This is a genomic window from Paenibacillus sp. FSL H7-0942, from assembly GCF_045040715.1.
In the GTDB taxonomy this organism is placed as follows: Bacteria; Bacillota; Bacilli; order Paenibacillales; family Paenibacillaceae; genus Paenibacillus; species Paenibacillus amylolyticus.
In genome coordinates, this window is the sequence record NZ_CP150279.1 from 3,383,409 (window position 1) to 3,409,631 (window position 26,223).

Annotated in this window: 20 protein-coding genes and 1 pseudogene; 17 read left to right on the forward strand and 4 right to left on the reverse strand. The window is 43.6% G+C overall.

The window, feature by feature from the left end:
• Positions 1–94: 94 nt before the first annotated feature.
• From MHI48_RS15140 to MHI48_RS15160, 5 genes are all read left to right on the forward strand, one after another.
• Positions 95–1,756 carry an ABC transporter substrate-binding protein gene (locus MHI48_RS15140; protein WP_076327589.1) on the forward strand — a complete coding sequence of 554 codons (1,662 nt, stop codon included), beginning with the start codon at positions 95–97 and terminating at the stop codon, positions 1,754–1,756.
• 42 nt (positions 1,757–1,798) lie between these two features.
• On the forward strand, positions 1,799–3,475 hold the full coding sequence (locus MHI48_RS15145) for an ABC transporter substrate-binding protein (protein ID WP_405144530.1): 1,677 nt from the start codon (positions 1,799–1,801) through the stop codon (positions 3,473–3,475).
• Positions 3,476–3,795: 320 nt separating this feature from the next.
• On the forward strand, positions 3,796–4,737 hold the full coding sequence (locus MHI48_RS15150) for a sugar ABC transporter permease (protein ID WP_047844314.1): 942 nt from the start codon (positions 3,796–3,798) through the stop codon (positions 4,735–4,737).
• 15 nt (positions 4,738–4,752) lie between these two features.
• A complete protein-coding gene (locus tag MHI48_RS15155; RefSeq protein WP_036615816.1) occupies positions 4,753–5,673 on the forward strand; it encodes a carbohydrate ABC transporter permease in 921 nt (306 codons plus the stop codon).
• A gap of 98 nt (positions 5,674–5,771) precedes the next feature.
• Positions 5,772–8,033 (forward strand): glycoside hydrolase family 3 N-terminal domain-containing protein, encoded by a 2,262-nt coding sequence (locus MHI48_RS15160; protein WP_076317882.1) that lies wholly within the window; start codon positions 5,772–5,774, stop codon positions 8,031–8,033.
• 88 nt (positions 8,034–8,121) lie between these two features.
• Here MHI48_RS15160 and MHI48_RS15165 read toward each other — a convergent pair whose 3' ends face one another.
• Both MHI48_RS15165 and MHI48_RS15170 read right to left on the reverse strand, forming a co-directional pair.
• Complete coding sequence (locus MHI48_RS15165; RefSeq protein ID WP_405144532.1) at positions 8,122–8,742, reverse strand: TetR/AcrR family transcriptional regulator; 621 nt, start codon at positions 8,740–8,742, stop codon at positions 8,122–8,124.
• Between the two features lie 16 nt (positions 8,743–8,758).
• Positions 8,759–9,961 carry a tetracycline resistance MFS efflux pump gene (locus MHI48_RS15170; RefSeq protein WP_036671164.1) on the reverse strand — a complete coding sequence of 401 codons (1,203 nt, stop codon included), beginning with the start codon at positions 9,959–9,961 and terminating at the stop codon, positions 8,759–8,761.
• A 150-nt stretch (positions 9,962–10,111) separates the two neighbouring features.
• Between MHI48_RS15170 and MHI48_RS15175 the strand changes: the two genes are divergently transcribed.
• The 9 genes from MHI48_RS15175 (at position 10,112) to MHI48_RS15215 (ending at position 20,805) form a co-directional block, all read left to right on the forward strand.
• Positions 10,112–10,534, forward strand: a complete 423-nt coding sequence (locus MHI48_RS15175) for a DUF3237 domain-containing protein (RefSeq protein WP_076317880.1) — start codon at positions 10,112–10,114, stop codon at positions 10,532–10,534.
• 239 nt (positions 10,535–10,773) lie between these two features.
• A complete protein-coding gene (locus MHI48_RS15180; protein WP_076317879.1) occupies positions 10,774–12,354 on the forward strand; it encodes a histidine-type phosphatase in 1,581 nt (526 codons plus the stop codon).
• A 183-nt stretch (positions 12,355–12,537) separates the two neighbouring features.
• A complete protein-coding gene (locus tag MHI48_RS15185) occupies positions 12,538–13,029 on the forward strand; it encodes an RNA polymerase sigma factor (RefSeq protein WP_405144534.1) in 492 nt (163 codons plus the stop codon).
• Positions 13,029–14,003: a hypothetical protein gene (locus tag MHI48_RS15190; RefSeq protein WP_405144535.1), complete on the forward strand. Its 975-nt coding sequence runs from the start codon at positions 13,029–13,031 to the stop codon at positions 14,001–14,003. The genes MHI48_RS15185 and MHI48_RS15190 overlap by 1 nt, the downstream gene beginning before the upstream one ends.
• Positions 14,004–14,201: 198 nt before the next feature.
• Positions 14,202–14,957 (forward strand): carboxymuconolactone decarboxylase family protein, encoded by a 756-nt coding sequence (locus MHI48_RS15195; protein ID WP_076253066.1) that lies wholly within the window; start codon positions 14,202–14,204, stop codon positions 14,955–14,957.
• 128 nt (positions 14,958–15,085) lie between these two features.
• A complete protein-coding gene (locus tag MHI48_RS15200; RefSeq protein WP_076253067.1) occupies positions 15,086–15,967 on the forward strand; it encodes a LysR family transcriptional regulator in 882 nt (293 codons plus the stop codon).
• Positions 15,968–16,145: 178 nt separating this feature from the next.
• Positions 16,146–18,035, forward strand: a complete 1,890-nt coding sequence (locus MHI48_RS15205) for a beta-glucoside-specific PTS transporter subunit IIABC (RefSeq protein WP_076253068.1) — start codon at positions 16,146–16,148, stop codon at positions 18,033–18,035.
• A 28-nt stretch (positions 18,036–18,063) separates the two neighbouring features.
• Positions 18,064–19,488 (forward strand): 6-phospho-beta-glucosidase, encoded by a 1,425-nt coding sequence (locus MHI48_RS15210; RefSeq protein WP_076253069.1) that lies wholly within the window; start codon positions 18,064–18,066, stop codon positions 19,486–19,488.
• A gap of 132 nt (positions 19,489–19,620) precedes the next feature.
• Complete coding sequence (locus MHI48_RS15215) at positions 19,621–20,805, forward strand: MFS transporter (RefSeq protein ID WP_083669662.1); 1,185 nt, start codon at positions 19,621–19,623, stop codon at positions 20,803–20,805.
• A 65-nt stretch (positions 20,806–20,870) separates the two neighbouring features.
• On the opposite strand, the pseudogene MHI48_RS15220 reads toward MHI48_RS15215, so the two are convergent.
• Positions 20,871–21,098: pseudogene (locus MHI48_RS15220) on the reverse strand (GNAT family N-acetyltransferase); the annotation flags it as partial.
• Complete coding sequence (locus MHI48_RS15225) at positions 21,062–21,943, reverse strand: LysR family transcriptional regulator (RefSeq protein ID WP_076253070.1); 882 nt, start codon at positions 21,941–21,943, stop codon at positions 21,062–21,064. The gene MHI48_RS15225 and the pseudogene MHI48_RS15220, both read right to left, overlap by 37 nt.
• A gap of 109 nt (positions 21,944–22,052) precedes the next feature.
• Here MHI48_RS15225 and MHI48_RS15230 point away from each other — a divergent pair, with 109 nt between their 5' ends.
• From MHI48_RS15230 to MHI48_RS15240, 3 genes are all read left to right on the forward strand, one after another.
• Complete coding sequence (locus tag MHI48_RS15230; protein ID WP_076253071.1) at positions 22,053–23,444, forward strand: MFS transporter; 1,392 nt, start codon at positions 22,053–22,055, stop codon at positions 23,442–23,444.
• Between the two features lie 394 nt (positions 23,445–23,838).
• A complete protein-coding gene (locus MHI48_RS15235) occupies positions 23,839–25,203 on the forward strand; it encodes a cytochrome ubiquinol oxidase subunit I (RefSeq protein ID WP_047842991.1) in 1,365 nt (454 codons plus the stop codon).
• Positions 25,203–26,216 carry a cytochrome d ubiquinol oxidase subunit II gene (locus tag MHI48_RS15240; protein ID WP_179086461.1) on the forward strand — a complete coding sequence of 338 codons (1,014 nt, stop codon included), beginning with the start codon at positions 25,203–25,205 and terminating at the stop codon, positions 26,214–26,216. The genes MHI48_RS15235 and MHI48_RS15240 overlap by 1 nt, the downstream gene beginning before the upstream one ends.
• The last annotated feature ends 7 nt before the right edge of the window (positions 26,217–26,223 follow it).

The window sequence follows — 26,223 nt, forward strand, 5'->3', positions numbered from 1 at the left end:
GAGGTACACTTTCATGGGTAACTTTGAAAGCGCTATCTTGATATATTGAGAAGGCTTAAAGACACAAACAATACTTTAAGGGGGCATTTGCTACATGTTTAGAAAAAAAAACATTATAACAGGTCTGGCCATTTTACTGGCTGTAACCCTGGCAGGTTGTAATAAAGCCAGCCCGGAAGCCTCTTATCCTGACAGTAATGACAACACCCCGGTCACCTTTAAATATTTCACGTTTGGCGGTGGCAAGAAGGACATTCTGGCAAGCAGCACGACCATTGGCAAGAAGCTACAGGAGCAAACAGGCGTTGACTGGAAGATGGAATATCTGGTGGGCGACGGTGCAACCAAGGCAGGTGTAATGATTGCGAGTGGGGATTACCCCGACATCATCGACTCCAGTGGTGAAATGGCCAAATTGATGGATGCAGGTTCTTTTATCCCGCTGGATGAACTGATCGATCAATACGGGCCTAACATCAAGCGGGTATACGGGTCTTATATGGACAAATTCAGACAGGAGGATGGAAAGATATACTTCTTGCCATACACTGCCAACATCGGTTATGTGTCAGAGCCTAATTTCCAGACCGGCTTTTATATTCAGCGTGCTGTGTTAAAAGAGTTTAACTATCCCAAGATCAAAACGCTGGACGAATATTTTGACTTGATTGAGCAATACAAGCAAAAGCATCCGCAGATCGATGGAAAAGAAACCATCGGCTTCGCCACACTTGCTGGTGAATCGGGCAGCTTTTTCACCCTGCTAAATCCGGCTATGCATCTGGCAGGTTATCCAAACGATGGCAGTGTGATGGTGGATATGCAGAGTCATGAAGCCAAACTGGTAGCCGGATCTGATTATCAGAAACAATGGATTCAGAAGCTGAGCGAGGTTAACGCACAGGGGATGTTTGATCCAGAATCCTTCACAATGAACCAGGATCAGTATCTCGCCAAGTTGACGTCCGGTCGGGTGCTTGGATATTTCAGTTACTCCTGGCAAGTTGGAGACGCAACGAACAACCTCAAGAAGGCTGGTATTGACGATAAACGATACGTATCTCTACCGATCGTATTTGATGACAGTGTCAAAGACCAGTATGTGGACCCGCCAGGTTTTGTGAACAACTACGGTGTCGGAATTACCGTAAATGCCAAAGATCCCGTGCGAATTATTAAATATTTTGATAATTTGCTCAAGGAAGAAAACCAGATTCTGGTTCAATGGGGTGTTGAGAACGAGACGTATAGTGTGAATGATGAGGGTCGTTTTTACTTTGAAAATGATGACCAACGCAAGGCACATGAAGATCCAGAATTAAGTCGTAAATACGGCTTTGACTATTTTAATTACAGCTGGCCTCGTTACGGGAATAACTCCGTGCTGGAGGATGGTAACGCCTATGGACCGGGCAACCAACCAGAAGTGGCTACCTTTAGTTACACGGACGGTGACAAGCTGTTGTTAGAGAAATATGGTGTGGAGACATTCACAGAACTATTCAGCACACCGGATGAGCGTCCTTGGTCTCCTGCTTGGTCTATTGCACTGGAGCAGGGCTCTCCTGAACAGATTTTTATCACCAAGGCAGAAGACCTCCAGAAGAAATATTTACCCAAAATGATTATGGATTCGCCTTCCACTTTCGAGAACACATGGAATGAATATATGAGTCAATTGAATCAACTCGACAAGAAAACATACGAAGCTACGATAACACAGGCAGTTAAGGATCGTGTAGCTGGCAAATGGTGAGTGTAATCCATAAGAGAAAACACGGAACGGGGGAATATTCACATGTTAAAGCCAAAATTTAGAACAGCGGGTTTAGCTGTATTACTAACAGCTTTGCTGGCTGGGTGCAGTCAGAACAGTTCGTCATCAGCGCCTTCAGCCACAGGTGATGATGAGAACAGTCCAGTCACGTTCTCGTATTACATGTTCTCTCCAGGCAAGAAGGATGTTCTGGCAAGCGAAACTACCATCGGTAAAGCGTTGCAAGAGCAGACGGGTGTGGACTGGAAGTTGGAATATCTGGTAGGTGATAGTGCTACAAAAGCCGGTGTCATGATTGCCAGTGGAGACTATCCTGATGTCATTAGCTCCAGTGGTGAGATGTCCAAGTTACTGGATGCAGGTGCCTATATTCCGCTGGATGATCTGATTGAGGAATACGGTCCTAATATCAAAAGGGTGTATGGACCATATTTCGATAAAATGAAAAATGCCGAAGACGGTAAAATCTATGCCCTGCCTTATACGGCTAATCAGGGTGAGTATTCAGGTAGTCCAAATGTGGGCGGAGGAGCTTTCTGGATTCAACGATCTGTGCTCAAAGCGTTTGATTATCCCAAGATCACTACACTGGATGAATATTTTGATCTGATTCAGGATTATAAGGAAAAACATCCAACTGTCGACGGTGCAGAGACGATTGGATTTGTGTCACTTGCGGGTGTGGCCAATAACTTCTTCACCTTGCAAAATCCAGCGATGCATCTGGCAGGTTATCCGAACGATGGCAGTGTCATGGTCGACATGACTACCCATGAGGCGAAAGTTGTCGCAGGAACAGATGCCCAGAAAAAATGGATTCAGAAGTTGAATGAAATCAATGCTCAAGGCATGCTTGATCCGGAATCCTTTACGATGAACAAAGACCAGTACTTGGCCAAGCTGACTTCGGGTCGTGTGTTAGGATACTTCAATTATGGCTGGCAGGTTGGAGATGCGTCGAAAAACCTGCTCTCGGCAGGCATTGATGAGAAACGTTATGCACCACTTCCGATTGTGTTTGATGAAGGAATTAAGGATCAGTATGTTGATCCTCCGGGCTTTGTCAACAACTATGCAACAGGCATCTCGGTGAATGCCAAAGACCCTGTTCGTATCATCAAATATTTTGATAATTTGCTGAAGGAAGAGAATCAGGTTCTGGTGCAATGGGGAATCAAGGATGAGACGTACAGTGTGGATGAAAAGGGCCGATTCTATTATGCAAATGAAGATCAACGCAAGGCTCATGATGATCTGGAGCTCAGCCGTAAATTCGGGTTCACCTACTTTGGGACAGACTGGCCGAAATATGGCGGTGAATCTACACTAACCGATGGTAACGCTTATAGCCCTGGCAACCAGCCGGAAGTGGCCGCTGCATCTTACACCGAGGGAGATAAGAAATTCCTCGAAGCCTACGGTATCCAAACCTTTAGTGAATTGTTTAACAAACCGGAAGAGCGGCCTTGGTTCCCGGCATGGTCCATCGCACTGGAGCAAGGATCACCTGAACAGATCTTCACGACCAAATCGGATGATTTGCAACGTAAATACTTGCCGGAGATGATCTTGGGACCGCCATCGAATTTTGATAAATTGTGGGATGCCTACATGGCTGAACTGAACAAATTGGATAAAGCTGGTTATGAAGCGACCATTACCAAAGTTGTGAAGGATCGTGTAGCAGGAAAATGGTAATACGAACACTTTAAGTGCGTGTTCAATAAGACCGGTTTTCAGTACCAAGAAGATGGGATGAAGCTAGAAATGGAGTAGCGGAGCGTAGGGAAAACTACGTGAGCAACGGACATTTCGGCTGAATTCCATATTCGATGCTGATGATGCCGCAAGGCGTCTTTCGTAATCAAAAGCGGACTTTTTGAACAATCTCTTTAAAACAAACTGTTACATGCGCAGGAGAAGACGAAAGAGCATAACTCCGGCTTCTCCTCGCATGAATAACAGCACAGGAAAGGAGCAGGTTCACCGTGGAGAAACCTAATGTCTCCCTTAACTCGATGCCTCCGGCCTCGAGTCCGAAGGGAACCAGAGCACACTCGTTCTTTAAGCGACTTGTGCAGCAACGAACGCTTGCCTGGATGTGTATTCCTTTTGTCATCTGGGCTTTTATCTTCAAGTACCTGCCGTTATGGGGATGGACCATGGCTTTTCAGAATTTCAAACCGGCAAGGTCCTTCTCGGATCAGCAATGGGTAGGTTGGCAACATTTTAGTACGTTATTTGAAGACAATACCTTCTACCGGGTGCTGCGAAATACACTCGTTATGAGTTCCATTAAACTGGTGTTGGGATTTGTGACAGCAATTACGCTGGCTCTCTTGTTGAATGAGCTGAAAAATGTCATATTTAAACGTTTTGTGCAAACCGTCAGTTATCTGCCTCACTTTATCTCATGGGTTGTTGCTTCCAGCATTGTATTAACAGTCCTGTCACCAGACGGAATTATCAATCTGCTGCTGATGAAGCTTCACCTGATTGACAGTCCGGTACTATGGATGGGGAAAGGAGAATACTTCTGGGGTATTCTGGGGGCAACTGAGGTCTGGAAAGATGTCGGTTGGAACACCATTATCTATCTGGCAGCAATTACGGCAATTGATCCGGCGCAATATGAGGCTGCCGAGATTGATGGAGCCAGTCGCTTCAAACGGATGTTATATATCACCCTGCCTGGCTTGAAACCGGTTATTGTGATCTTGTTGATCATGAACATGGGAAGTATTCTTGAATCCGGATTCGAACCGCAATATCTGCTGGGTAACGGGATGAATATGGACTATTCGGAGAATCTGGACATCTTTGTACTCAAATATGGATTAGGGATGGGGAACTTTTCCTTAGGTACAGCAGCTGGCATATTCAAAACGGTGGTCAGCTTCATCTTCCTTTTCTCAGCGAACTATATAGCGAAAAAAATGGGAGAGAGCAGACTATTCTAAAAGGAGGCCTATGCCATGCGAAAAGGAAACACATCCCGCTTGCGGAATAGCAGCACCGGGGATCGAGCGTTTGACACTTTTAACATCATCTTCATGGTATGTCTGATGATTGTGACGATCTATCCCTTTGTTAATATGATTGCCGTATCTTTCAATAATGCAAATGATGCCATTCGGGGTGGAATATATCTATGGCCTCGTGTATGGACACTGGACAACTACAAATACATTTTTGGCGAATCCGATATTTATCACGCAACTCTGATCTCGGCGCTGCGTACGATCATTGGAACCGTGGTGTCCGTCTTCTGTACAGCCATGCTCGCGTATACGGTTAGTCGTCAGGAATTTGTGCTTCGCAAGTTTGTTACGATGTTTTTTGTATTCACCATGTATTTCAGCGGGGGGTTGATCCCCGGTTATCTGCTGATTCGAGACCTTGGATTGATCGGTTCCTTCTGGGTATATATCATTCCGGGTGTAATCGGTGTCTTCAATATGATCGTCATCCGTTCATTTATTGAGGGTCTTCCTGAAGGCATTCTGGAGTCAGCCCGTATTGACGGGGCAGGGGAGTTCACGACATTTATCCGCGTTGTCCTGCCGCTAACGATTCCCGCAATGGCAACCGTATCACTCTTTGTAGCTGTGGGACAATGGAATTCCTGGTTCGATGTATTCCTGTACAACTCTTCCAATAAAGAATTAAGCACATTGCAATATGAGTTGATGAAGATTCTGCAAACTTCGACAACCTCAGCGACTTCATCAGCAAGTGATGCTTATCAGTCTGCCGAAAGCAATGCAACGGCGGTCACACCAACCTCGATTCGAGCGACCATGACCATTATTGCAAGTGTTCCTATTCTGATGGTGTATCCGTTCTTACAGAAATACTTTGTCCAGGGTATGACGATTGGTGGCGTGAAGGGATAGTCATGACCTGAATATAATTTCATTGAACTTATGAAAACGCAACAAACTATACCGTAGTAACGTCTATTCATCCATAGAATACAACAGGAGTGAAACAAATGCATGTAAAATGGATGACGATTATTGGTGCCGTTGTTGGCTCTATGCTTATAGGGGTGGGAACGGCAGCTGCGGAAGAAACGTTTGTTGATCTAAAGTATTCAAAGTGGGCAGAGGATGGCATCACGTATATGGCGAAACGGGGAACAGTAGCCGGATACGGCAATGGGATCTTCAAGCCAGAGGCACTTGTGACAAGGGCACAAGCTGTCACTTTTATGGTGCGCGAGCTCTATTCAGATCAGCTTCAAAGAGCAGTGGAAGGCACAACTTATTCCGATGTTCCAACTACACATCCTTTCCATCGAGAAATCATGATAGCTGCTAAAAATGGACTTGCAAGTGGTTTTCCTAACGGAACTTTCCGTCCGGATGCACCACTTAGCCGCGCAGAGACTGCGGCCTTCCTTACACGGGCATATGCACTCGTGGAAGGTAAGAACGCCGCAAAATGGACAGACACGGACAGGCATTGGGCAGCAGCACCCATTCTTATTATGAGTTCAAACGGCTTGGTCGGCGGTTATTCAGATGCCACCTTCCGTCCGAACCAAGCTGTCACGCGCGCTGAATATGCCGTATTTATGGCGAGAGTAATTCGCTTCGAACGTGAAGTGGCCATTCGGACACAAGATTGGGACAAACTGATATCCTATATGACGGTGAGCGAGCAAGTTGGTCAGATGCTTATGCCTGACATTAGGCAATGGAATGGTAAAGCGACAACGACCGTTAATGAGGGGCTGAAACGAACTATCCATGATCAGGACTTGGGCGGACTTATTCTTTTTGACAAAAATATTGTAGACGTGACGCAGCTTACAACGTTCACACATGATATACAAAGAGAAGCAGGTGACATTCCTCTATTTCTTAGCATCGACCAAGAAGGAGGCGTTATTAAGCGAATACCAGGCGGTACGAACCTGCCAGGTCAAATGGCGCTTGGCGCAACTGGAGATGCAACACTAGCCGAAGCAGCTGGTCAGCTGACAGGGGAGGAGCTGAAGGCACTGGGACTGCAGATTAATTTTGCGCCAGTGCTGGACATCAACAGCAATCCAGATAACCCCATCATTGGTATACGGTCGTTTGGCTCGGATGCGGATTTGGTGACACGGCTTGGTCTGGCAACAATAAAAGGGCTACAGCAATCAGGGGTGATGGCGGCAGTTAAGCATTTTCCGGGACATGGAGATACAACGGTAGATTCCCATCTTGGTATGCCTGTGCTTGCCCATAACCGAGAACGGCTTGATGCGGTCGAATTAAAACCGTTTCGGGCTGCGATTGAAAATGGGGTAGAGATGATTATGACCGCGCATATTGCTTTCCCTGCCATAGACAACGAACATGTCACTTCGCTCAAGGACGGTGAACGTGTGCCGATTCCTGCCACCTTATCGAAAAAGGTACTGACAGGACTTCTTCGCGGAGAGCTTGGATATGAAGGTCTCATTGTGTCGGATGCCTTTACCATGAATGCAATTGCAGAGCATTTTGGGGAGAATCAATCGGTAGAACGCGCCGTTTCCGCAGGTGTTGATATCATCCTTATGCCAAAAGATTCAGCAGCGGCCCATCAAACGCTGGTGAACGCGGTGAACAAAGGAATGATCAAGGATGAAACCATACATGCATCTGTGAAACGAATCTTGGAGATGAAAGCGAAATATGGTTTATTTGAACGCAGTCAAACTCTTGCGCAAAAGCTAACTCAGCTTAACGGTATCATCGGATCGAAGGCGCACCGAGCAGTGGAGCAGACAATCGCAGAGCGAGCGGTCACTGTACTCAGCAGTCGCGAAGGTGTGCTTCCTGATCCAATGAAGCAAGGCGACCGGGTTGTTATTGTCGCAGCCGAGCAGGAACAGGCGAAACAGCTTGAAAAGCAACTGTTGCAAGCCGCTAACAACCTGTCGTTAAAGACTGAAATATCACTTGTTGGTCAAGGCAACATGAATGAAACGCTCCAGGCGATTAGCAAAGCCAATTATGTGATTCTTGCTTCTTACCAATTCCGCAATGTGGCCAGCCAGTTCGGGTGGAGTGATTATCAAACCTTGATTAATGCGATGAACGAGAGTAATCAGCGATACACGTTGTTCTCACTCGGTAACCCATACGAGATGATCTATTTGCAAAACGTGCGCTCAGGAATTGCTGTGTATGGAAAGCAGGAGCCAAATACGTCTGCCGGGATCAAAGTATTGCTTGGTCAACTAAAAGCTGGAGGACAGTTGCCCGTGTTAACGGATTAACGCTTAATTAATGAAAAAAACGGATTCCAGCATACGGAATCCGTTTTTTATTTCAAACTTTTGTTTTATCGATCCATGTACCATGCCATCACTCGGGTATTTCTTCGCTACAAACAAAATGAAGCAGCATCTTCACAAATTGCTCCGTCATCCGTATATCCAATGAATTATCATGAGCAGCACGAATAGTTACCATGCGCTGGAGCATGCCCATCATCGTTGTGAAGATAAACTGAGCCAGATCCAGCGGAGGAGATGGGTTCTTAATACTGCCGTCAACAACGCCTTGGGATAAAGCGTCCATCAGGAAATGATCTTCTTTCCCATTCTGGTTGAATAGATCGTATCGTTCTCGTAATTCAGGACTAAAATCATACATCTCATAGTTGATATCAAATAATTGAATAAACCGGATGTAGTCTGGATGATTCTCGGCATAAACAACCCATGCATTCAACATAAACGTGAGTTGTTCTCGCCCGTTCAAGTCCTTCGTTGAAGCACGGCTAACCTCATCCGTTAAATGTTCGATCAGTTGCATCTGAATGGCTAGAAGAAGCTCATCCATAGACTGAAAATGTTTATAAAAGGTCACTCTACTAAGTTCAGCTTTTGTACATACATCCTTAATCTTCACCTGGAGCAATCCATATTTCAAAAAAAGCTCCTTACCTGCTGCAATCAAATCATCACGATGTTTATTTCCCAATTGTTGATGCCAGTTTTCATTCACTTGTATACAATTGTCCTTTCTTCGAACGAAATGCGTTCAAGGTCAGTCCGAGTGAAGCGAGTAGCATAATTGCACCAAAAATATACGGGAAGTTTATGTTTTTGTCAAACAATAGTCCTGCGATCAGCGGGCCAATCACCGTTCCGAGACTGGAAAATGTAGTATTTAGACCCGATGCATAACCTTGCCGATCTCCTGCATTTTTGGATATTAACGTGCTGACCGAAGGTCGTAAAAACGAATTAAAGGCAAAGAATAACGCAGAAGCGAACAACAGAAACACAAGGTTGACCTTAATCAACATTAACAATAAAGCTATGGGTGTGATTATCAAGGAGAGACGGATCAACTTAACTTCACCGATTCTCTGTACGAACCAATCCAAAAGCCAGATCTGCACAACGATACCGATAATCGCGCCCAAAGTAATAATGATGGAGATTGTTGCAGCGTCGAATCCGTATTTTTGCTCTGCGAAAAGCGCGAATACTGTCTCATAACTCATGAGACCAAAGGTCATGACAAGCAACACAATCAAGTATTTGAAATAGGGGACTTTAAAAGAACTCCAGATTTTCTTGCCCAAGTGATCTCCTTTTTGAAGACGGATGGAGACCGTTCTTTTCTCGGGAGGAAGTGTCTCAGGCAATAGCAACGTCATTAGGGCCGCAATCAGTCCCAGACCCGCTGCGAAGAAATAGGGCATGCGAATGCCCATCTCGGCGATGAGACCGCCCAGACCAGGTCCGAGAACCATCCCCAAATTCATTGCTGCGCCGAAATAGCCCATACCTTTTGCACGTGTCTCTGGCGTTGTAATATCGGCGACATATGCGAGGTTGGCAGGAACCATTAAACCGAGACTGATTCCACCGATAAACCGTGCGACATAGAGGAACGGCAATGACGTCGACAGCGCAAATATGATATCTGAAATGACAGACAGAAACATACCTGCGATGATCAACTTTTTGCGTCCAAATCGATCAGACAGTTGTCCCCCGAGAGGGGAAAAGAAGAATTGAGCGGCACCGAAGGCTGCAACTAAAAATCCTGCTACTGTGCCTCCCGCATGAAAAAGCTTCAAATACTCCGGTAATATGGGGATGAGCATCCCTTGCCCCAATAAAGCAATAAACAGATTTAACATCAGAATGAACAGTGGAAAGCGAACTGATTTTGGTAATGTACTCATGTGCGTCATTAACCCCTTCATTTACAACTTGTTAACCTTTACATTGTGTAAACCATTTTAAATGATTTGAAGGAAATATGTAAATCTTTTTTTTAGTGAAGCAGTCTAATGAGTAGAGTTATAATTGTCCATATATGGAGGTGAGAATACGTGAAATTAGAGGAATTGTTTACGGTACATGTGAACATCGAAGAATCATTTGATTTACAGAATAGCGGAGATGATTCGGTTGTCATGATTACTTTTACAGGCAGCGTAACCGGAAAGTACTTTGAGGGAATTGTGCTGGGTGGAGGAGTGGATACGCAGATCATAGGGAAGAATGGTGACCCGCATACGCTATCGGCAAGATACATGCTCCAAGGGACCGACAACACAGGTCATTCCTGCAAAATTTATATCGAAAATAACGGAAATATTGATAAAACGCTGAAAACTGCTTTATTTCGCACTTCCCCCAAAATGATTACAGACAGCAAAGCCTTATCCTTCTTGAACTGTGAGACACTTATTGGAGAAGGTCATCCGACGGAGTCAGGGATAGATATAAAAATATATAGAAAACCGCTGTAATGCGGGGCAAATAGCAATTATCTTTTTATTGTATGGCAGAGAAGATAGCTTTTTATAATGAAAAGTCAGAGTCGCTAAGGAGCGGCTCTTTTTGTCGCATGAGACTTTACGTCAATATTTATATGTACTCTTTTACAATTAATTAACATAGGATGGATACGGCGCAGACACTTCTCACCTATAGTATGATGAGCGAAAATAAACCCATATCAGGCGGAATAAGGAGAAAACTATTCATTATGATGATCAAAAAAATCGGGATTTCAGTAGCATCACTCGCCATCTTAACGTCTGTAAGTGTATTTGACGCATATGGTGCAGGCTCCAAACGCATGCTCGAAGTTTCTGAACAATCGGCTAATGTGGTTGTAAACGGTCAAAGGGTGGAAGGCGAATCATTTCTCTACAATGGGGTCACTTATGTACCTGCAAGAGCGATTGGTGAAGCCTTGGGGCAAGAGGTAGACTGGGATAACAACACCCAATCGGTGTTTGTTGGACAAAAAATGAGCGATCAGCAGGGGTACCGCGGTACCAAAACGCCATATCCTTTTAAGGAAACAAGTTATACAAAAGCTCCTAGTGGATATGAACCCATATTTATTAACTACATAGGGAGACATGGTTCCAGACATCTATCCAGTTCCAAGTACGACAAGACGTTATTTGAACTGCTCGACATCGCTGAAAAGGACGGGCAGATCACTAATCTGGGCAAAGAGCTGAAGAAGGAAATTGGCAATCTGATGAAGGTTGAAAAAGATCATTATGGATTGTTATCCACTACGGGTGGAGAAGAACTGAAAGGAATAGGGGCCAGAGTTGGGCAGAATTTCAAAGAACTTTTTACATCGGATAAAAAAGTGATTGCACAAGCAACCTTCAAAGATCGAACGCCGCAGAGCAGAGATCAGTTTATTGACGGGTTAAAGGAAAGCTTGGGAGATAATAAGGTAGACATTCTGGCTTCAGCCTTTGAAGAAGGGAAAGACCCCTATCTACGGCCCTACGACTTGGCTACGAAGTATAACGAGTACGTAGAAGATGGAGACTGGGTTAAGTTATACGAGGATTATGTCACACAGAGCACTGGAACGCGTTATGCAAAAGAGGTCCTTCTGCAATTTTTCTCTGATGACTTCTATCAACGGCTGAACGCTGGAGAGTTTGAACTGAAAGATGAGAAGGGAAAAGTGAAGCTCAGCAACCCAACCGAGGCTGCTTCTAATTTATACGAACTCTACATCATTTCTTCGAATATAAAAGGAGAAGGTGACTTCGAATTCGGGCGGTATTTCACGGCTAATCAGTTGAAATGGTACGAGAGCATTGACAATATCAATGATTTCTATGAAAAAGGTCCATCTTTAACGTCAACGGATCTGCCGCAAAATATCATTGCACCTCTGGTCAAAGAGTTGATCGTGTCTACCGACCAGTCCATTCAGCAGAAAGACACGGCTGGTATATTTCGTTTTGCTCACGCAGAAACCATCATTCCACTATCTTCATTCCTGGATATCGCCGGAGCTAATGTGAGTATCGACAAACCGCAGGACGTGACCCAAAACTGGAATGGCTCGGTTATCTCACCAATGGGAGCAAATATTCAATGGATTCTGTATTCCAATGGTAAGGATGTTCTCGTGAAAATGCTTAGAAATGAAGAAGAGATCGCCTTCCCGATTGAAACAAAGGCCTATCCGTACTATAAATGGGAAGATGTGAAGACATATTACGAAAACAAACTGCAGAAGGTAGGCGTAAGCTTGGACAGCAGTTTGGAAGACAATATCGAGCTTTTACAGGAGAAATTCTAATCGGTCGAACGATATGCATTTTATATGAAAATAAAGACGAAGATGAAGAAAGCAACTCCTAAACGGGGCTGCTTTCTTTTTTTGCATTTTGAATGAAATGGACCAGTAAAAAAATCCTAAAACAAAATGTGACCAAATGCCGTCCGTAAGAGTGTTAGAGGTATAAAGGAGGGCATAACAACCATGCAGCGATCAGTGCCCCAGCTGGGCGATCATGTGATGAAAGTCTATGAGACATACGCGGATACGCTGTTCCGGATTGCCATGGTGCACCTCGGCAGACGAGAAGACGCGGAGGAAGCCACTCAGGATACCTTCATCAAACTAATAGAAAAAGCCCCTACGTTCAACGATGCGGAGCATCAAAAAGCATGGTTGATTCGGGTCATCACCAATCATTGCAAATCCTTATTAGGCAGAGGCTGGCGCAAACGGGAGGTCAAGCTGGAGGGAGTCGATCCTCTTACAACAGACAACCCTGAAGATCACGCGCTGATCGAACTTGTGCTGTCATTGACCGTCAAGTATAGATCGGTGGTTCATCTGTATTATTACGAAGATTATCCGATTCGAGAAATTAGCGAGATCCTGGAGATTAGCGAATCAGCAGTGAAAATGAGATTGAAACGAGGAAGACAGCTGTTAAAACTGGAGCTGGAAGGAGAGGAACTGTAATGAACGAAGAACAATTCAAACAAAACTACAAGAAAGCGGTGGATCATATGAAAACAAACGAGCAAATGAAAAAACGGGTAGAGCAATCCTTAAACACGCAACATCAGGGACCAAAACGTCAACGTAAACCACTATACATTGCAGCAAGTGTTGTTATCGCTGCCAGCATTGGATTGGCTGCGCCAAGTGTATGGCAACAATTCAATGGACCAGCCGCACCAACACCACAGGTGGCAGCGGTGACTCCAGGAGCATCGTTTGATCCGATCGTGATTCCGAAGATGGAGTTGCCGAGTTCACAGGGCAAAGGCGCGATGGCTGATATGATGCAACTGGTTGTATATGGAGGAAACGTATATACACAGTCCCCAACATTGCTTGAAGGCGCAAATGCACTCAACCTGCGGGGTGAAAAGCTTGGTACTACAACTGGTGGCATCAATGAACTGAGCGGCCAGGATAAATATACGGAGCTTGCTTCCAACATTGGCGAAGCAGACATCTATGCGGTCAATGGCTACGACAAGGATTTCCGCATCATGTCTTACACCGAGATCGATGGTCAGGTGTATGCTCAGTTATTCGACAAGAACAACGGGATCACTATTGGTACTGGTGCCGACCTGATCGGCAAGCTTCATCTCGAAGGCAACATCGCCTCGGCGCAATGGGAGACGTTCGACAGCTGGAACAATGGATTGCAGCAGCTTCAACCGTTAGCAGCGGATGAAGCACTGGGCAGCTTTATCTCATCGCTAAATGCTGCCAAACCGATCGCAACGAGTCCGGAGTTGGAAGAGAACCTCTACGGCAAGGAAGATCGCAAGATCATCTATCTCACGCTGGAAGACAAAACGCAGGTCCCACTGGTTCTGTTTGGTGAAAAAGCTCTGGTTCGTTATGGTAATGTTCCGGCATTCCTGGAAGTGGAGAAAGGCGCGTTCCAATCATTCTGGGACAGCTTGGGCGAGTAAGGCGAAGACAGTAACATGGCTGCACCAAGAAGAGCGAACAGGGCACGCAAGTGCTTTGTTCGCTTTTTTCATCAACAAACAATCATTTGATAGGATTAGGCAATAAAATGATATGAATAGGATATGGATTCTTTCCTCTTTCAATGTAAAATGGGTACACCTAGTTTTAACTAAAAAGAAACAGGAGGTTAGATGAATATGAATCGAATCGAAAAGAGCCAGGAAACATATAAAAGGTTATTCGGCGAGGGAGTTCCAGCGGCATATGCTACAGATCCTGAATTTCAGGACATATTAAGTCGCTTCATATTTGGTGAAATTTTTGATCAAGGTACTCTTGACGATAAGCAACGAGAGCTTATTACTTTGGTTGTACTGGCTACTAATCAAACGTTGCCACAGCTCAAAGCACATACTCGTGCAGCGCTAAATGTTGGGTTGACTCCAACGGAGATCCAAGAAGCAATCTATCAATGCGCACCTTATTTGGGATTCCCCAAAACCTTAAATGCCATATCGGAAATAAATGAAGTGTTAAAAGAGCGAAATGTTGCACTGCCTCTTGAAAGTCAAAAACGGGTTGAAGAAGATAATCGCTTTGACAAAGGACTTGGTATTCAAAAAGAGATTTTTGGCGATATTATTGAGAAAAACCGGGAAAATGCCCCGTCAAATCAGAAGCATATCCAAGACTATCTTTCAGCATTTTGTTTTGGTGACTTCTATACCCGCGGAGGTCTGGATCTGAAAACACGAGAACTTCTTACTCTTTGTATACTAAGTGCACTCGGAGGTGCGGATAGTCAAGTCAAAGCACACGTTCAGGGTAACATCAATGTTGGCAATAATAAAGAAACCATGATCACCGCTCTAACTCACTGCCTTCCCTACATGGGATTTCCTAGAACACTAAATGCTTTAGCCTGCGTTAATGAAATCATTCCAGAGAAATAATCTTCTTTATTTGAAGCAACAGACAGTTGATTATCCCAATCAACTGTCTTCTTCTGGTTAACAAGAAGGTATAGTAAAGAAATGAATGATTCAGTAGACACTTAAATGAACGTAAATCAGGAGGAATTATGGAGTTAAGAGTACTTCGATATTTTTTGACAGTAGCTCGAGTAGAAAATATCACACATGCTGCAACGATCTTACATGTGACACAGCCAACGTTAAGCAGACAGTTGGCTGATCTGGAAAAAAATTTAGAAACTCAATTGTTTATACGCGGGAAAAGTAAAATAACACTTACAGATGCAGGCATGCTTCTACGTCAAAGAGCAGAAGAAATTCTCACACTTGCGGATAAAACAGAGAAAGAGTTTAAAGATCAGAACAACCTGGTTGGAGGAACCATATCGATCGGGAGTGTTGAATCATTAACGTCCAATGTTATTTTACAATTATTAAAAGACTTCAATCTGGAGTATCCGCAGGTTAAATATCACATCTATAGTGGAACGGGGGATGATATAAAGGAGCGAATCGATAAAGGACTGCTCGATGTGGGCATTTTGTTAGAGCCCATTCACATTGAGAAATACGATTTCATCAGACTGCCCCAGAAGGAGCGCTGGGGAGTCCTTATGAAGACCTCATCACCTCTTGCACAAAAAGAATATGTCACTTCAACCGATTTAGCCGGAGTGCCTCTGCTCATATCCAGCCGATCTGTCGTACAGAATGAGATTGCAAGCTGGTTTGCCGATGAGTATGCACATTTAAACTTCGTTGCGACCTATAATTTAATATCTAACATACTTAACCTCGTAGAGGAGGGGTTAGGGACGGCCATCTGTATTGAGGGTGCGCTTGCAATGAAGCAGTCTGACACATTATGCTTCAGACCTTTTCAACCGGAACTTCAGTTTCCAACAGTGATTGTCTGGAAAAAACATAAGGTATTCAGTCAAACGGAGGTACGTTTTTTGGAACATATCAGGCATGCCTTTCAGGCATAATAAAGTATGAATTATAGGTATTGGCTATAGCTGTTTATCAGATGATATTTTAAAGGTGTAATGAATGCAGCCTTTATGTATTTCAGATAAATAGCTTTTTTTATTGCAAAGAGAAGTTATTTAGAGCGCTTTTGGTCTCATTCATTTAGATGGCAACAACAAGAGGGGGCATTATTGGATGAGCAAGAAATACGAGAAGTTGGCTCAAGATATTGTAGAGAAAGTGGGCGGTAGTGAGAATGTATCCACTCTGACTCACTGTATGACTAGGCTTAGATTTGCACTGAATGATACTAATAAAGCAGATCAAAAAGCGCTTAAATCGTTTGATGGTGTTATTGATGCGCTTGAGAGCGGCGGACAATTTCAAGTCGTCATCGGCACACATGTTGAAGACGTTTACAAAGAAGTGATCAAGCATCTTCAACCTAACGCGAGTTCATCGGGTGAACCAACTGATGTTAAGAAAGTTAGTATTTTGGGGAAATTAATCGATTTCGTCTCGGGGACATTTAGTCCGATTGTCCCCGCTATAGCTGGGGCTGGTATGATCAAGGCATTACTCGCTCTACTTATTTTGTTCAACTGGATTTCAAAAGATTCCCAAACCTACTATGTCGTAAGTCTTATGTCAGATGCTATTTTCTACTTTTTACCATTCTTGTTGGCGTTTTCAGCTGCAAACAAACTAAAATGCAGTCCCGTCTTAGCACTCGTTTTAGCCGGTGTTTTACTCCATCCCAACTTGACGCAATTGCGTTTGGATGGGACTGACGTAAGTGTTTTTGGAATCCCGCTAACTCTTGTATCTTATAGTTCTTCTGTAGTTCCAATTCTCTTAATAGTTTGGTCACAATCATATATTGAATCGTTGTTTAAAAGGATCATTCCGAATGCAGTGAAAGTTATTTTTGTTCCCATGTGCACTATTTTAGTAACGGGAATTCTTGCCTTAACCGTGTTGGGACCACTGGGGTCATTTTTCGGAACGTATTTAGCGATGGGCTTTGACTTCTTGGCCGCACATGGTAGCTGGCTGGTTATTTTCCTGGTTGCAACCTTCTGGCCAATACTGGTTATGTTTGGGCTGCACCATAATATTGTTCCTCTATCCATTGCTCAAATCACCACATCAGGTTATGAGAATATCCTTGGTCCTGGAGCGATGATCAATTGTATAGGTCAAGGTGTTGCGGCATTAGTTGTAGGGATGAGAACCAAGGATAAAGCATTAAAACAAATTTCTGCTTCCAGTGGGATCACCGCGTTGATGGGAATCACGGAACCAGCTCTTTACGGCGTAAATTTACCGAAGAGATACCCACTTGTCGCGGGTATGATTGGAGCTGCTAGTGGGGGACTCTTTGCAGGGCTAATGGATGTTTCTCGTTACGCAACAGGCGCTTCAGGAATCCCGGCGATTCCTCTGTACATTGGTGAAAATATCTGGAATCTATATAACATTTTGATCGCACTTGTTATAACAACTGTCGTAACTGCTGTACTTACCTATTTGCTCAGTTTGAAATATGAAAAAGATGCACCTTCACAGAACACTGTTTCAAATGCGAACGAAGGGAGTGGGGTTGCGGATGAAGTCATTACAATTAAAGATTCTGTTATTGCAACGCCACTTAAAGGTCAGCTTATTCAACTTCAGGATGTACAAGATGCAGCGTTTGCCTCAGAGGCAATGGGTAAAGGAATTGCTATTGAACCTAGCGAGGGGAAAGTCATTGCTCCATTTGATGGCATGATTGTATCTCTATTTCCTAAGAAACATGCTATTGGACTATTATCCGATGAAGGAGTCGAAATTCTTATTCATGTCGGCTTAAATACGGTAAAGCTGAACGGAAAATATTTTGAAGCGTTCGTTGAAGAAGGTCAGAGAATTACAAAAGGACAGACCTTGCTGACTTTTGATCTGGACAAAATCAGACAAGAAGGATATGTCACTCAAACGCCCGTTATTGTAACCAATTCGTATAGTTACTCGGATGTGATCGCAGAGACTAGTCCCCAAAATATTGATTTTAACAATACATTGTTGGTTGTCAAAGCTTAACAAAACTACAGGTTAGGAGTGTGTTTTAATGACTTTAAGAAAAGACTTTTTGTGGGGTGGGGCAGTTGCTGCTAACCAATGTGAAGGTGGATATGCAGAAGGCAACAAGGGACTATCCACAGTTGATGTAATCCCGGCAGGGAAAGATCGTGTTCCTGTCATGCGAGGACAGTTAAAAATGTTGGAGTGTGATCAAGAACATTTTTATCCGAGTCATGAGGCTATTGATTTTTATCATCGGTATAAAGAAGACATTGCTTTATTTGCAGAGATGGGCTTTACGTGTTTCCGTTTATCTTTGGCATGGACTCGGATCTACCCTAATGGAGATGATGAGTTACCCAACGAAGAGGGTTTGAAATTCTATGAAAATGTATTTGACGAATGTTTGAAGTATGGCATTGAGCCGTTAGTCACCATTACCCATTTTGATGTCCCTATTCATTTGGTGAAAACTATTGGATCGTGGAGAAGTCGAAAAATGGTGGATTATTATGAGAGACTGTGTGAAACGATCTTCACCCGTTATAAAGATAAAGTGAAGTATTGGCTTACCTTTAATGAAATTAACATGCTGTTGCATCTACCTTTTGGCAGCTCAGGCCTAGTGTTTGAAGAAGGTGAGAATGAGGATGCTGTGAAGTATCAGGCGGCTCATCATCAATTGATCGCAAGTGCAAAAGCAACTGAAATTGCGCGTAGAATTAACCCGGAAATTAAGATTGGCTGTATGTTAGCAGGTGCCAACACTTACCCGTATACATGTGCACCAGATGATGTCTGGAAAGCCATGACAAGAGATCGCGAGCACTACTTCTTCGTCGATGTACAATCCCGAGGAGAATACCCAAACTATGCCAAGAAAATGTTAGAACGAATGAATATTCATTTAGCCATGGAAGACGGGGACGAGGAATGCTTGAAAAATAATACGGTTGATTTCGTTTCGTTCAGTTATTATGGTTCGCGGTTAACTAGTGCAGACCCGGAAGTAAATACTCAAACGGCAGCTAACCTGTTTCCAACACTGCGCAATCCTCATTTGAAAACGAGTGAATGGGGATGGCAAATCGATCCTGAAGGTCTAAGAATTACAATGAATTCCTTGTATGACCGCTATCAAAAGCCACTATTCATCGTTGAAAATGGCTTAGGAGCGATAGATACTCCTGATGAGACGGGATATATTGCGGATGATTATAGAATCGAGTATCTGCGTCAACACATCCAAGCTTTCATAACAGCAGTGGAAGAAGATGGCGTAGAGTTGTTGGGTTACACGTCCTGGGGTTGCATTGATCTAGTAAGCTCAAGTTCTGGAGAGATGAGTAAACGATACGGTTTCATACATGTCGACAAAGATGACGATGGAAATGGTACGTTGAAACGCAGCAAGAAAAAATCCTTTGAATGGTTCAAAAAAGTTATTCAAAGTAACGGCAAAGAACTCTAATCGACTGAGCAGTAACGTATGAAGTCATCGACTTATGTGTTACTGCTTTATCCATTTATCGCAACATCAAGGCTAACTACTGGCCATATGGAGCAAAAACAAACAGTTAGGAGTTGGTTTTTTATAATATCCATGGAGCAGCTTAGAACATATTCGTTATTGTCCGTTGCGTTATTAATTTCTTCAGGTCCAGTGATTGCCGCTAACATTCCTGCAATAACCAATGATTTTCCAGAGATATCGGTAACACACGTAGGATTATTAACGACCATACCTTCATTATTTGTCATTCTTGGTGTGTTAATTGCTAATCGACTTGAACTTCTTATTGGGAAGAAAGCAACTATACTAACTGGATTAGGACTTGTTCTCATTGCGGGAGTATTCCCTGCATTGTATCATGACCTTTTTTCGTTGCTGTTCATTTCTCGCTGTTTGTTTGGGTTAGGTGTAGGTTTATTTAACCGGCTCATCATTCAGATGATCAGTGATATGTATCATAAAAATCCAGGTAAACAAGCAACCGTAATTGGCTTAGAAAGTGCCTTTGAGGGATTAGGAGGCATTTGTCTAACACTACTCGTTGGTCAACTATTGAAAATGGGCTGGCACACATCATTTTATGTCTACGCCCTGGCACTTCCTATTTTCATTGCATTCCTGATTTTCGTTCCTTCTGATAAAAAAGAGCTTAATAGAAGAGAAGAGGTCACAACGAATCCAAGCCACACTAATAATAAAAAAGCCCTTCAAGTCATGATTGGCTATGGTCTCTTATTATTTGTAATAGTAGCTATTTTCATCAATTATAATTTACAGATTACTCCTTTGATTTTGGAAAAAAATATCGGAACTGCGACAAACGGAAGCAACATGATTGCATTTATAGGTTTGGGAGCTTTTGTTGCCGGTTTTTCTTTTGGAAAAGTATACAAATCACTCGGTAACTATATCGTTCCATTATCAATTCTGTTACTTGGAAGCTCGATGTTCGTTACGACGATCTCGCAAAGTATCATGCTTACTACCGTTTGCTCAATGATCATCGGGTTTTCATTCCGCTGTATAATGCCCTATTTATTGCATACTTTTGCACAACAAATCGCCAAAATGGCAAAGCTGGGTACGACCATTGTTCTGATCGCGTATAACTTGGGAGCCACACTTTCACCGTATGAAGGAAGGTTAATTACGCAATTATTACGACTAGATACAGTGCAATCATTAGTCTCAAGTAATGCAATAATTCTATTATGGATTTCGGCAGTTAGTTTGGGAGTAGTAACCCTTCATCGCAAAAAGAAGAATATTCAATAAACATAGAAAACAGGGAACTTCTTGAGATGAAGTTCCCTTGTTTTAGATTGAGTTGTATGAACTTTTTAATTAGAATTTTTGTAATACACCAAGTGATCGGTCCATTCATTATTTTCGTGTATAAACCCTTTACGAAGGCATTCGAATTCCATACCAACACTCTCTGCCAGTTTCATGGAAGGGGTGTTATCCACATTAATATGAGCTTCTATGCGGTGGAATTTCAGATGTTTAAAGGGACTCCTCTGGATTGAATTTATGCTCTGGGCATAGCACTGAAATAGTCCATAACCACGCTGCGAAACTCTAAAGCGGCTTTGGAAATATACCTGTTTTTGTGCGAAAGTAGAGCGATTTCCCGTACGAGTTGATGTTCCTCTACCTGAAGATATTTAATGCGCTCATGCGGGTTTCTGGCTGTGCTAGGTATAAACGCGAGACCGATCTCCGCCTCCACAAGGGCGGTTAATCTTGCAGGCTCATCACCTTCATATACATACTTCGGTAGGAAACCAGCGGATTGACATACGGAATCTACCATATCACGAACCCCATACCCTTGCTTCACCCCAACAAACCACTCGTCCTTAAGCTCGGTTAATTGAATGCTGCTTCGGTCTGCATATCGATGACCCATAGGAACAGCGACTACAATCGGGTCGTCATATAGTATCTGACATTCGATATCGTCACCTTCAATCGGAGGGGAGGAGAGACAAAAGTCCACCTCGCCCCGATGCAGAAGTCTGGACATGTTTTCTAACGAGACCATTTGCACATGGAACTGAATATCCGGCTTGTTTTTCCGGAATTCCCGCAGTATACCTGGCAATGTGCTCGCCGTAGTCACCGCCAATTGCAGTGTACCCTGATCCGGGTTGGAGAGGTCAGCGATTTCCCGCTTTCCTTGTTCCAATTCAAATAAGGCTTTTTCAGTTCGCTGAAGAAATGTTCTTCCAAAGTCGTTTAGTCGCAGCTTTCTCCCGATTCGATCAAATAAAGGGACTCCCAAGTCGTCCTCTAATCGTTGTATCGTTTTGCTCAGGGAGGATTGCGTGACATGCAGCTTTCCCGCAGCTTCCGTAACATGTTCGCATCGGGCCACTGTCAGGAAATATTTTAGTTGAAGAAGTTCCATTTACACCATTCCTTCATTCCTTCTAGTTCATCAAATCATAACATATAATGCGTTGGAATAAATGAATACGTTCAAGTAAGATAACAGCAGAAGAGAGAGAGGTGCACCAATGAACGTTCGAAATAAAGGATTGATGTTAGCTGTTGGACTCGGAATTATGTTGAATCCGTTGAATTCCTCCATGATTTCGGTGGCAATCTCCAGGCTACAACAAGTGTATCAACTTAATTTTACAGCCGTTTCGTGGATTATTTTATCATTTTACATTGCCAGTGCTGTCGCTCAACCCGTCATGGGCAAGTGTAGTGATTTGTTTGGCCGCAGGAAGATCTTCCTCATGGGTCTTGTTATTGTTTTTGTATCGTCCATGTTAGCTCCGTGGTCTCCCAGTTTTTCATGGCTCATCGTATTCCGGATTGTTCAATCATTTGGCACAAGTATGATGGTGGCCGTCGGAATGGCGATTGTCAGAATGAACGTGACTGAAAAACAAGCCTCCGCCTTGTCCACCTTGGCTATATTCCTTTCTGGAGCGGCTGCAATTGGACCTTTTATTGGTGGAGTATTGATTCATTGGTGGGACTGGCACAGCATATTCTTCGTTAATATTCCGTTTGTCTTGGTGAGTTTTTGGTTCGCCTGGAAAACAATCCCGAAGGACGAGCAATCTCCGTCTATCTCTGGTCACATGTCCATTCGGCCATGGCTTGCGTTAATTGACGCACCAGGTATCCTGATGTTTACGGTAGCTTTGGTGACTCTGCTCATCGGTTTACTATCAGTAAATTCCACAGGAGATATTTCAACATGGCATCTGCTGACAGGGGGGATCGGGTTAATCGCACTCGTCATGTTCATCCGACATGAATTAAAAGCAGCCACGCCTTTTATCCCTCTGCGAACGTTTGCCTCATATCCCGAGATGACTTGGGTGAATGTGCAATACATGCTGGTGAACATCCTGTTTTACGCACTTTTTTTTGGAGTTCCTACGTATTTGAAGCAGGTACGTCATCTCAACGAAGTTCATACAGGAATGAGCATGCTAGCTTTGGGGTTATGCTCAGTCATTATTGCTCCGATCGCAGGACGCTGGATTGACAGATCAGGATCACGGCCAGCTCTGATCGTATCCGCTTCTTTAATGACATTTGGATCTATATTGATCGTTGTTATGAATGAAACTTCTCCAATCTTCATAATCATTGTTGCCTTAGCTTTATTTGGCATAAGTAACGGCCTAAACGCGGTCGGTATGCAAGCAGCACTGTTTAAAAGCACACCGAAAGAAATGATTGGAGTCGCATCGGGTATTTTTAATACATCACGCTACCTGGGGACCATTTTATCGTCGTTATTGATTGGAATTGTTATGGGGGATACATTCAATGTGACAGGATTTCAGATGCTTGGAATCATCCTTACGGTATTAGCTGCATCACTGATCATCATGAGCGTACGTCGCGAGGCAGGTGCGGTGAGTCCGGAGAAAGTAAAATAGAGAATCTTCCGTGCAATAACACGTTTACACCCAATGAATCAATAGCTCCATTGGGTGTATTTTTTGATTTTCACCAAGTTGTCAGAAAGAGTTGATCCTTTCTTGAACGTTTAGGGTAGAAGACGTGTCTTTGATTGAATTAGGTAAAAATAAAGATATAATAATTTTGATTAATAGGCTTGGTTAGTACATTAAGTGCATCAATATCAGATTTTAATAGGCATCCAATGATTGTTATTATCGGGGGCCTACAGGAGTAAACGCATTATAGGTGTGGCAAGATATCGTCATACCTAACTTTGTGAAATTTTTCGCAATTCTGCATTGAGCTTGGCCAAATCTGATATTGAATGTTTCTAAATTGAACAGAGTTTGAAAGGAGGCAACACAAAGAATGGCTATTGATACGGTTTTATGGAGCAGGCTGGTGACTGGTTTGACGCTCGGGTTCCACGTGATTTTTGCAACGCTTGGTGTCGGTGTACCTTTGATGATTGCTATTGCAGAGTTCATCGGCATTCGGAAGAAGGATCACCATTACATACTTATGGCAAAGAGGTGGTCCAGAGGGTTTGTCATTTCTGTGGCTGTTGGTGTTGTGACAGGTACAGCGATATCACTGCAGTTGGCCCTGGTATGGCCGAATTTTATGAAGCTGGCCGGGAATGTCATTGCACTGCCACTATTTATGGAAGTATTTGCATTCTTTTTTGAAGCAATATTCCTGGGTATTTATCTGTACACGTGGGATCGGTTCAAAAATCCATATATCCACTGGTTGCTGACCATCCCAATTGTCGCCGGGGCAGGCATGTCTGCTGTTTTTATTACAACAGTGAACGGATTCATGAACCAGCCTGAAGGTTTTGTCATGGAAGCAGGTCAATTCATGGCAGTGAACCCCGTACAAGCGATGCTGAATACGGCGACCTTCTCCAAAGTATTCCACGTATTAAGCTCGGCTTATCTGACAGGAGCTGCCCTGTTGGCAGGAATAGCAGCCTTTGCGATGCTGAGAAAAGGGGTGTCGGCCTACCACAAAAAAGGCTTGAATCTCATGATGGCCGTTGTGCTGGTATTCAGTTTATTAAATTCCTTAGCTGGAGATGTGTCTGCCAAATTTTTGGCTGAGCATCAGCCGGAGAAGCTCGCAGCTGCCGAGTGGCATTTCGAGACGGAAAGCGGCGCGGATTTGATTTTTTTGGGATGGCTGAATGCAGAACATGAAATTATAGGCGCTCTTCATTTGCCGAAACTGCTCAGTTTCCTTGCCTTTGGAGACTTTAACGCCGAGGTAACCGGGCTGAACGAATTTCCACCAGATGAACACCCGCCCTTACTTGTGCATTATTTATTTGATCTAATGGCTGGTATTGGATTCGCTCTGCTTGCTATATCAAGTCTGTACTTCCTGTTTGTATTCTGGAAGAAACGTAATCAGTTTAACAAGTGGATGCTTCGTATGGTTGCACTGAGTGCACCGCTTGCTTTTCTGGCCGTTGAGATGGGTTGGTTCTATGCAGAGATCGGGCGGCAGCCATGGATCATCCGAGGTTATATGCGGGTAGAAGAGGCCGCTACTTCTTCACCGAGTGTGAGAATTTTATTTTTCGTCTTCTTGCTTCTCTACATCCTGCTAGGCGTTATGTGTGTCGTCGTACTGAGACGGTTGTTCAATAACAATCCTGCTGAACTCGAGATGGAGAAATGGTTGAAGGAGAAGCATGATCAATCAGCCGAGAAAGGGGGCCAGGCATAATGAGTTATGAATTAATTGGTATTTCGGTACTCTGGCTGTTCTTGTACGGCTATCTTATTGTAGCTTCCATTGATTTTGGAGCAGGTTTCTTCGCCTTTTATGCACGCCTGACAAAGCAGGATCACCTGATTAATCGTCTGATCTCCCGTTATCTATCACCGGTCTGGGAGATCACCAATGTATTTTTTGTCTTTTTCTATATTGGCATCGTTGGATTCTTTCCGGATACTGCTTACTATTATGGCTCCGCGCTACTTGTTCCGGGAAGTATTGCCGTCATTTTACTTGCCATTCGTGGTTCATTCTATGCTTTCGAAAATTATGGTTCCAAAAAAAGTATCGTGTATTTGTTCTTATACGGAGCTACGGGTCTACTTATTCCAGCGTCATTGTCAGTGGCACTGACCCTGTCTGAAGGTGGCTTTATTTTGAAGCAGGGAGATACCGTTTCCCTGGATTACTGGGCACTATTTACGAATCCATTATCGTGGAGCATTGTTGGACTAGCCATCGTGTCCGTATTGTTCATTAGTGGGTCATTTCTCACATTTTACGCTTCTCGCGCAGAGGACCATTCGGCATTGAAGCTGATGCGGAACTATGCTTTGTTCTGGAGCACACCGACCATTATTCTCGCGCTGACTGCATTTATATATTTGGGTCAACACAATGAGCGTCATTTTCAAAATATGATGGATTTATGGTGGCTGCTGGCGCTTTCCGTTGCGTTTTTCATGATTGCCATGTGGCTGTTATATAACGGACGCCGTTATGGTTTAGCTTTTATATGCATCATGCTGCAATTTCTCACAGCCTTTTTCGCTTACGGGATTGGGCAATATCCTTACATTCTCGATCCATACATCACCATTCAGAGTAGCGCCACATCACCTGCAATGGGCTTTGCACTCGTCGTTGTGTTTATCGGTGGTCTGTGCTTGTTAATTCCTTCTCTAATCCTGGTCTTCAAACTGTTCCTGTTTGATGCGGATTATGTGAAAGGGAAAAAATAAAGGAGGA

Bases quoted from the DNA above. Each gene is read 5' to 3' on its own strand.
- MHI48_RS15140 (WP_076327589.1), top strand. From the start codon at position 95: ATGTTTAGAAAAAAAAACATTATAACAGGTCTGGCCATTTTACTGGCT.
- MHI48_RS15145 (WP_405144530.1), top strand. From the start codon at position 1,799: ATGTTAAAGCCAAAATTTAGAACAGCGGGTTTAGCTGTATTACTAACA.
- MHI48_RS15150 (WP_047844314.1), top strand. From the start codon at position 3,796: ATGCCTCCGGCCTCGAGTCCGAAGGGAACCAGAGCACACTCGTTCTTT.
- MHI48_RS15155 (WP_036615816.1), top strand. From the start codon at position 4,753: ATGCGAAAAGGAAACACATCCCGCTTGCGGAATAGCAGCACCGGGGAT.
- MHI48_RS15160 (WP_076317882.1), top strand. From the start codon at position 5,772: ATGCATGTAAAATGGATGACGATTATTGGTGCCGTTGTTGGCTCTATG.
- MHI48_RS15170 (WP_036671164.1), bottom strand. From the start codon at position 9,961: ATGAGTACATTACCAAAATCAGTTCGCTTTCCACTGTTCATTCTGATG.
- MHI48_RS15180 (WP_076317879.1), top strand. From the start codon at position 10,774: ATGATGATCAAAAAAATCGGGATTTCAGTAGCATCACTCGCCATCTTA.
- MHI48_RS15185 (WP_405144534.1), top strand. From the start codon at position 12,538: ATGCAGCGATCAGTGCCCCAGCTGGGCGATCATGTGATGAAAGTCTAT.
- MHI48_RS15190 (WP_405144535.1), top strand. From the start codon at position 13,029: ATGAACGAAGAACAATTCAAACAAAACTACAAGAAAGCGGTGGATCAT.
- MHI48_RS15195 (WP_076253066.1), top strand. From the start codon at position 14,202: ATGAATCGAATCGAAAAGAGCCAGGAAACATATAAAAGGTTATTCGGC.
- MHI48_RS15200 (WP_076253067.1), top strand. From the start codon at position 15,086: ATGGAGTTAAGAGTACTTCGATATTTTTTGACAGTAGCTCGAGTAGAA.
- MHI48_RS15205 (WP_076253068.1), top strand. From the start codon at position 16,146: ATGAGCAAGAAATACGAGAAGTTGGCTCAAGATATTGTAGAGAAAGTG.
- MHI48_RS15210 (WP_076253069.1), top strand. From the start codon at position 18,064: ATGACTTTAAGAAAAGACTTTTTGTGGGGTGGGGCAGTTGCTGCTAAC.
- MHI48_RS15215 (WP_083669662.1), top strand. From the start codon at position 19,621: ATGGAGCAGCTTAGAACATATTCGTTATTGTCCGTTGCGTTATTAATT.
- MHI48_RS15225 (WP_076253070.1), bottom strand. From the start codon at position 21,943: ATGGAACTTCTTCAACTAAAATATTTCCTGACAGTGGCCCGATGCGAA.
- MHI48_RS15230 (WP_076253071.1), top strand. From the start codon at position 22,053: ATGAACGTTCGAAATAAAGGATTGATGTTAGCTGTTGGACTCGGAATT.
- MHI48_RS15235 (WP_047842991.1), top strand. From the start codon at position 23,839: ATGGCTATTGATACGGTTTTATGGAGCAGGCTGGTGACTGGTTTGACG.
- MHI48_RS15240 (WP_179086461.1), top strand. From the start codon at position 25,203: ATGAGTTATGAATTAATTGGTATTTCGGTACTCTGGCTGTTCTTGTAC.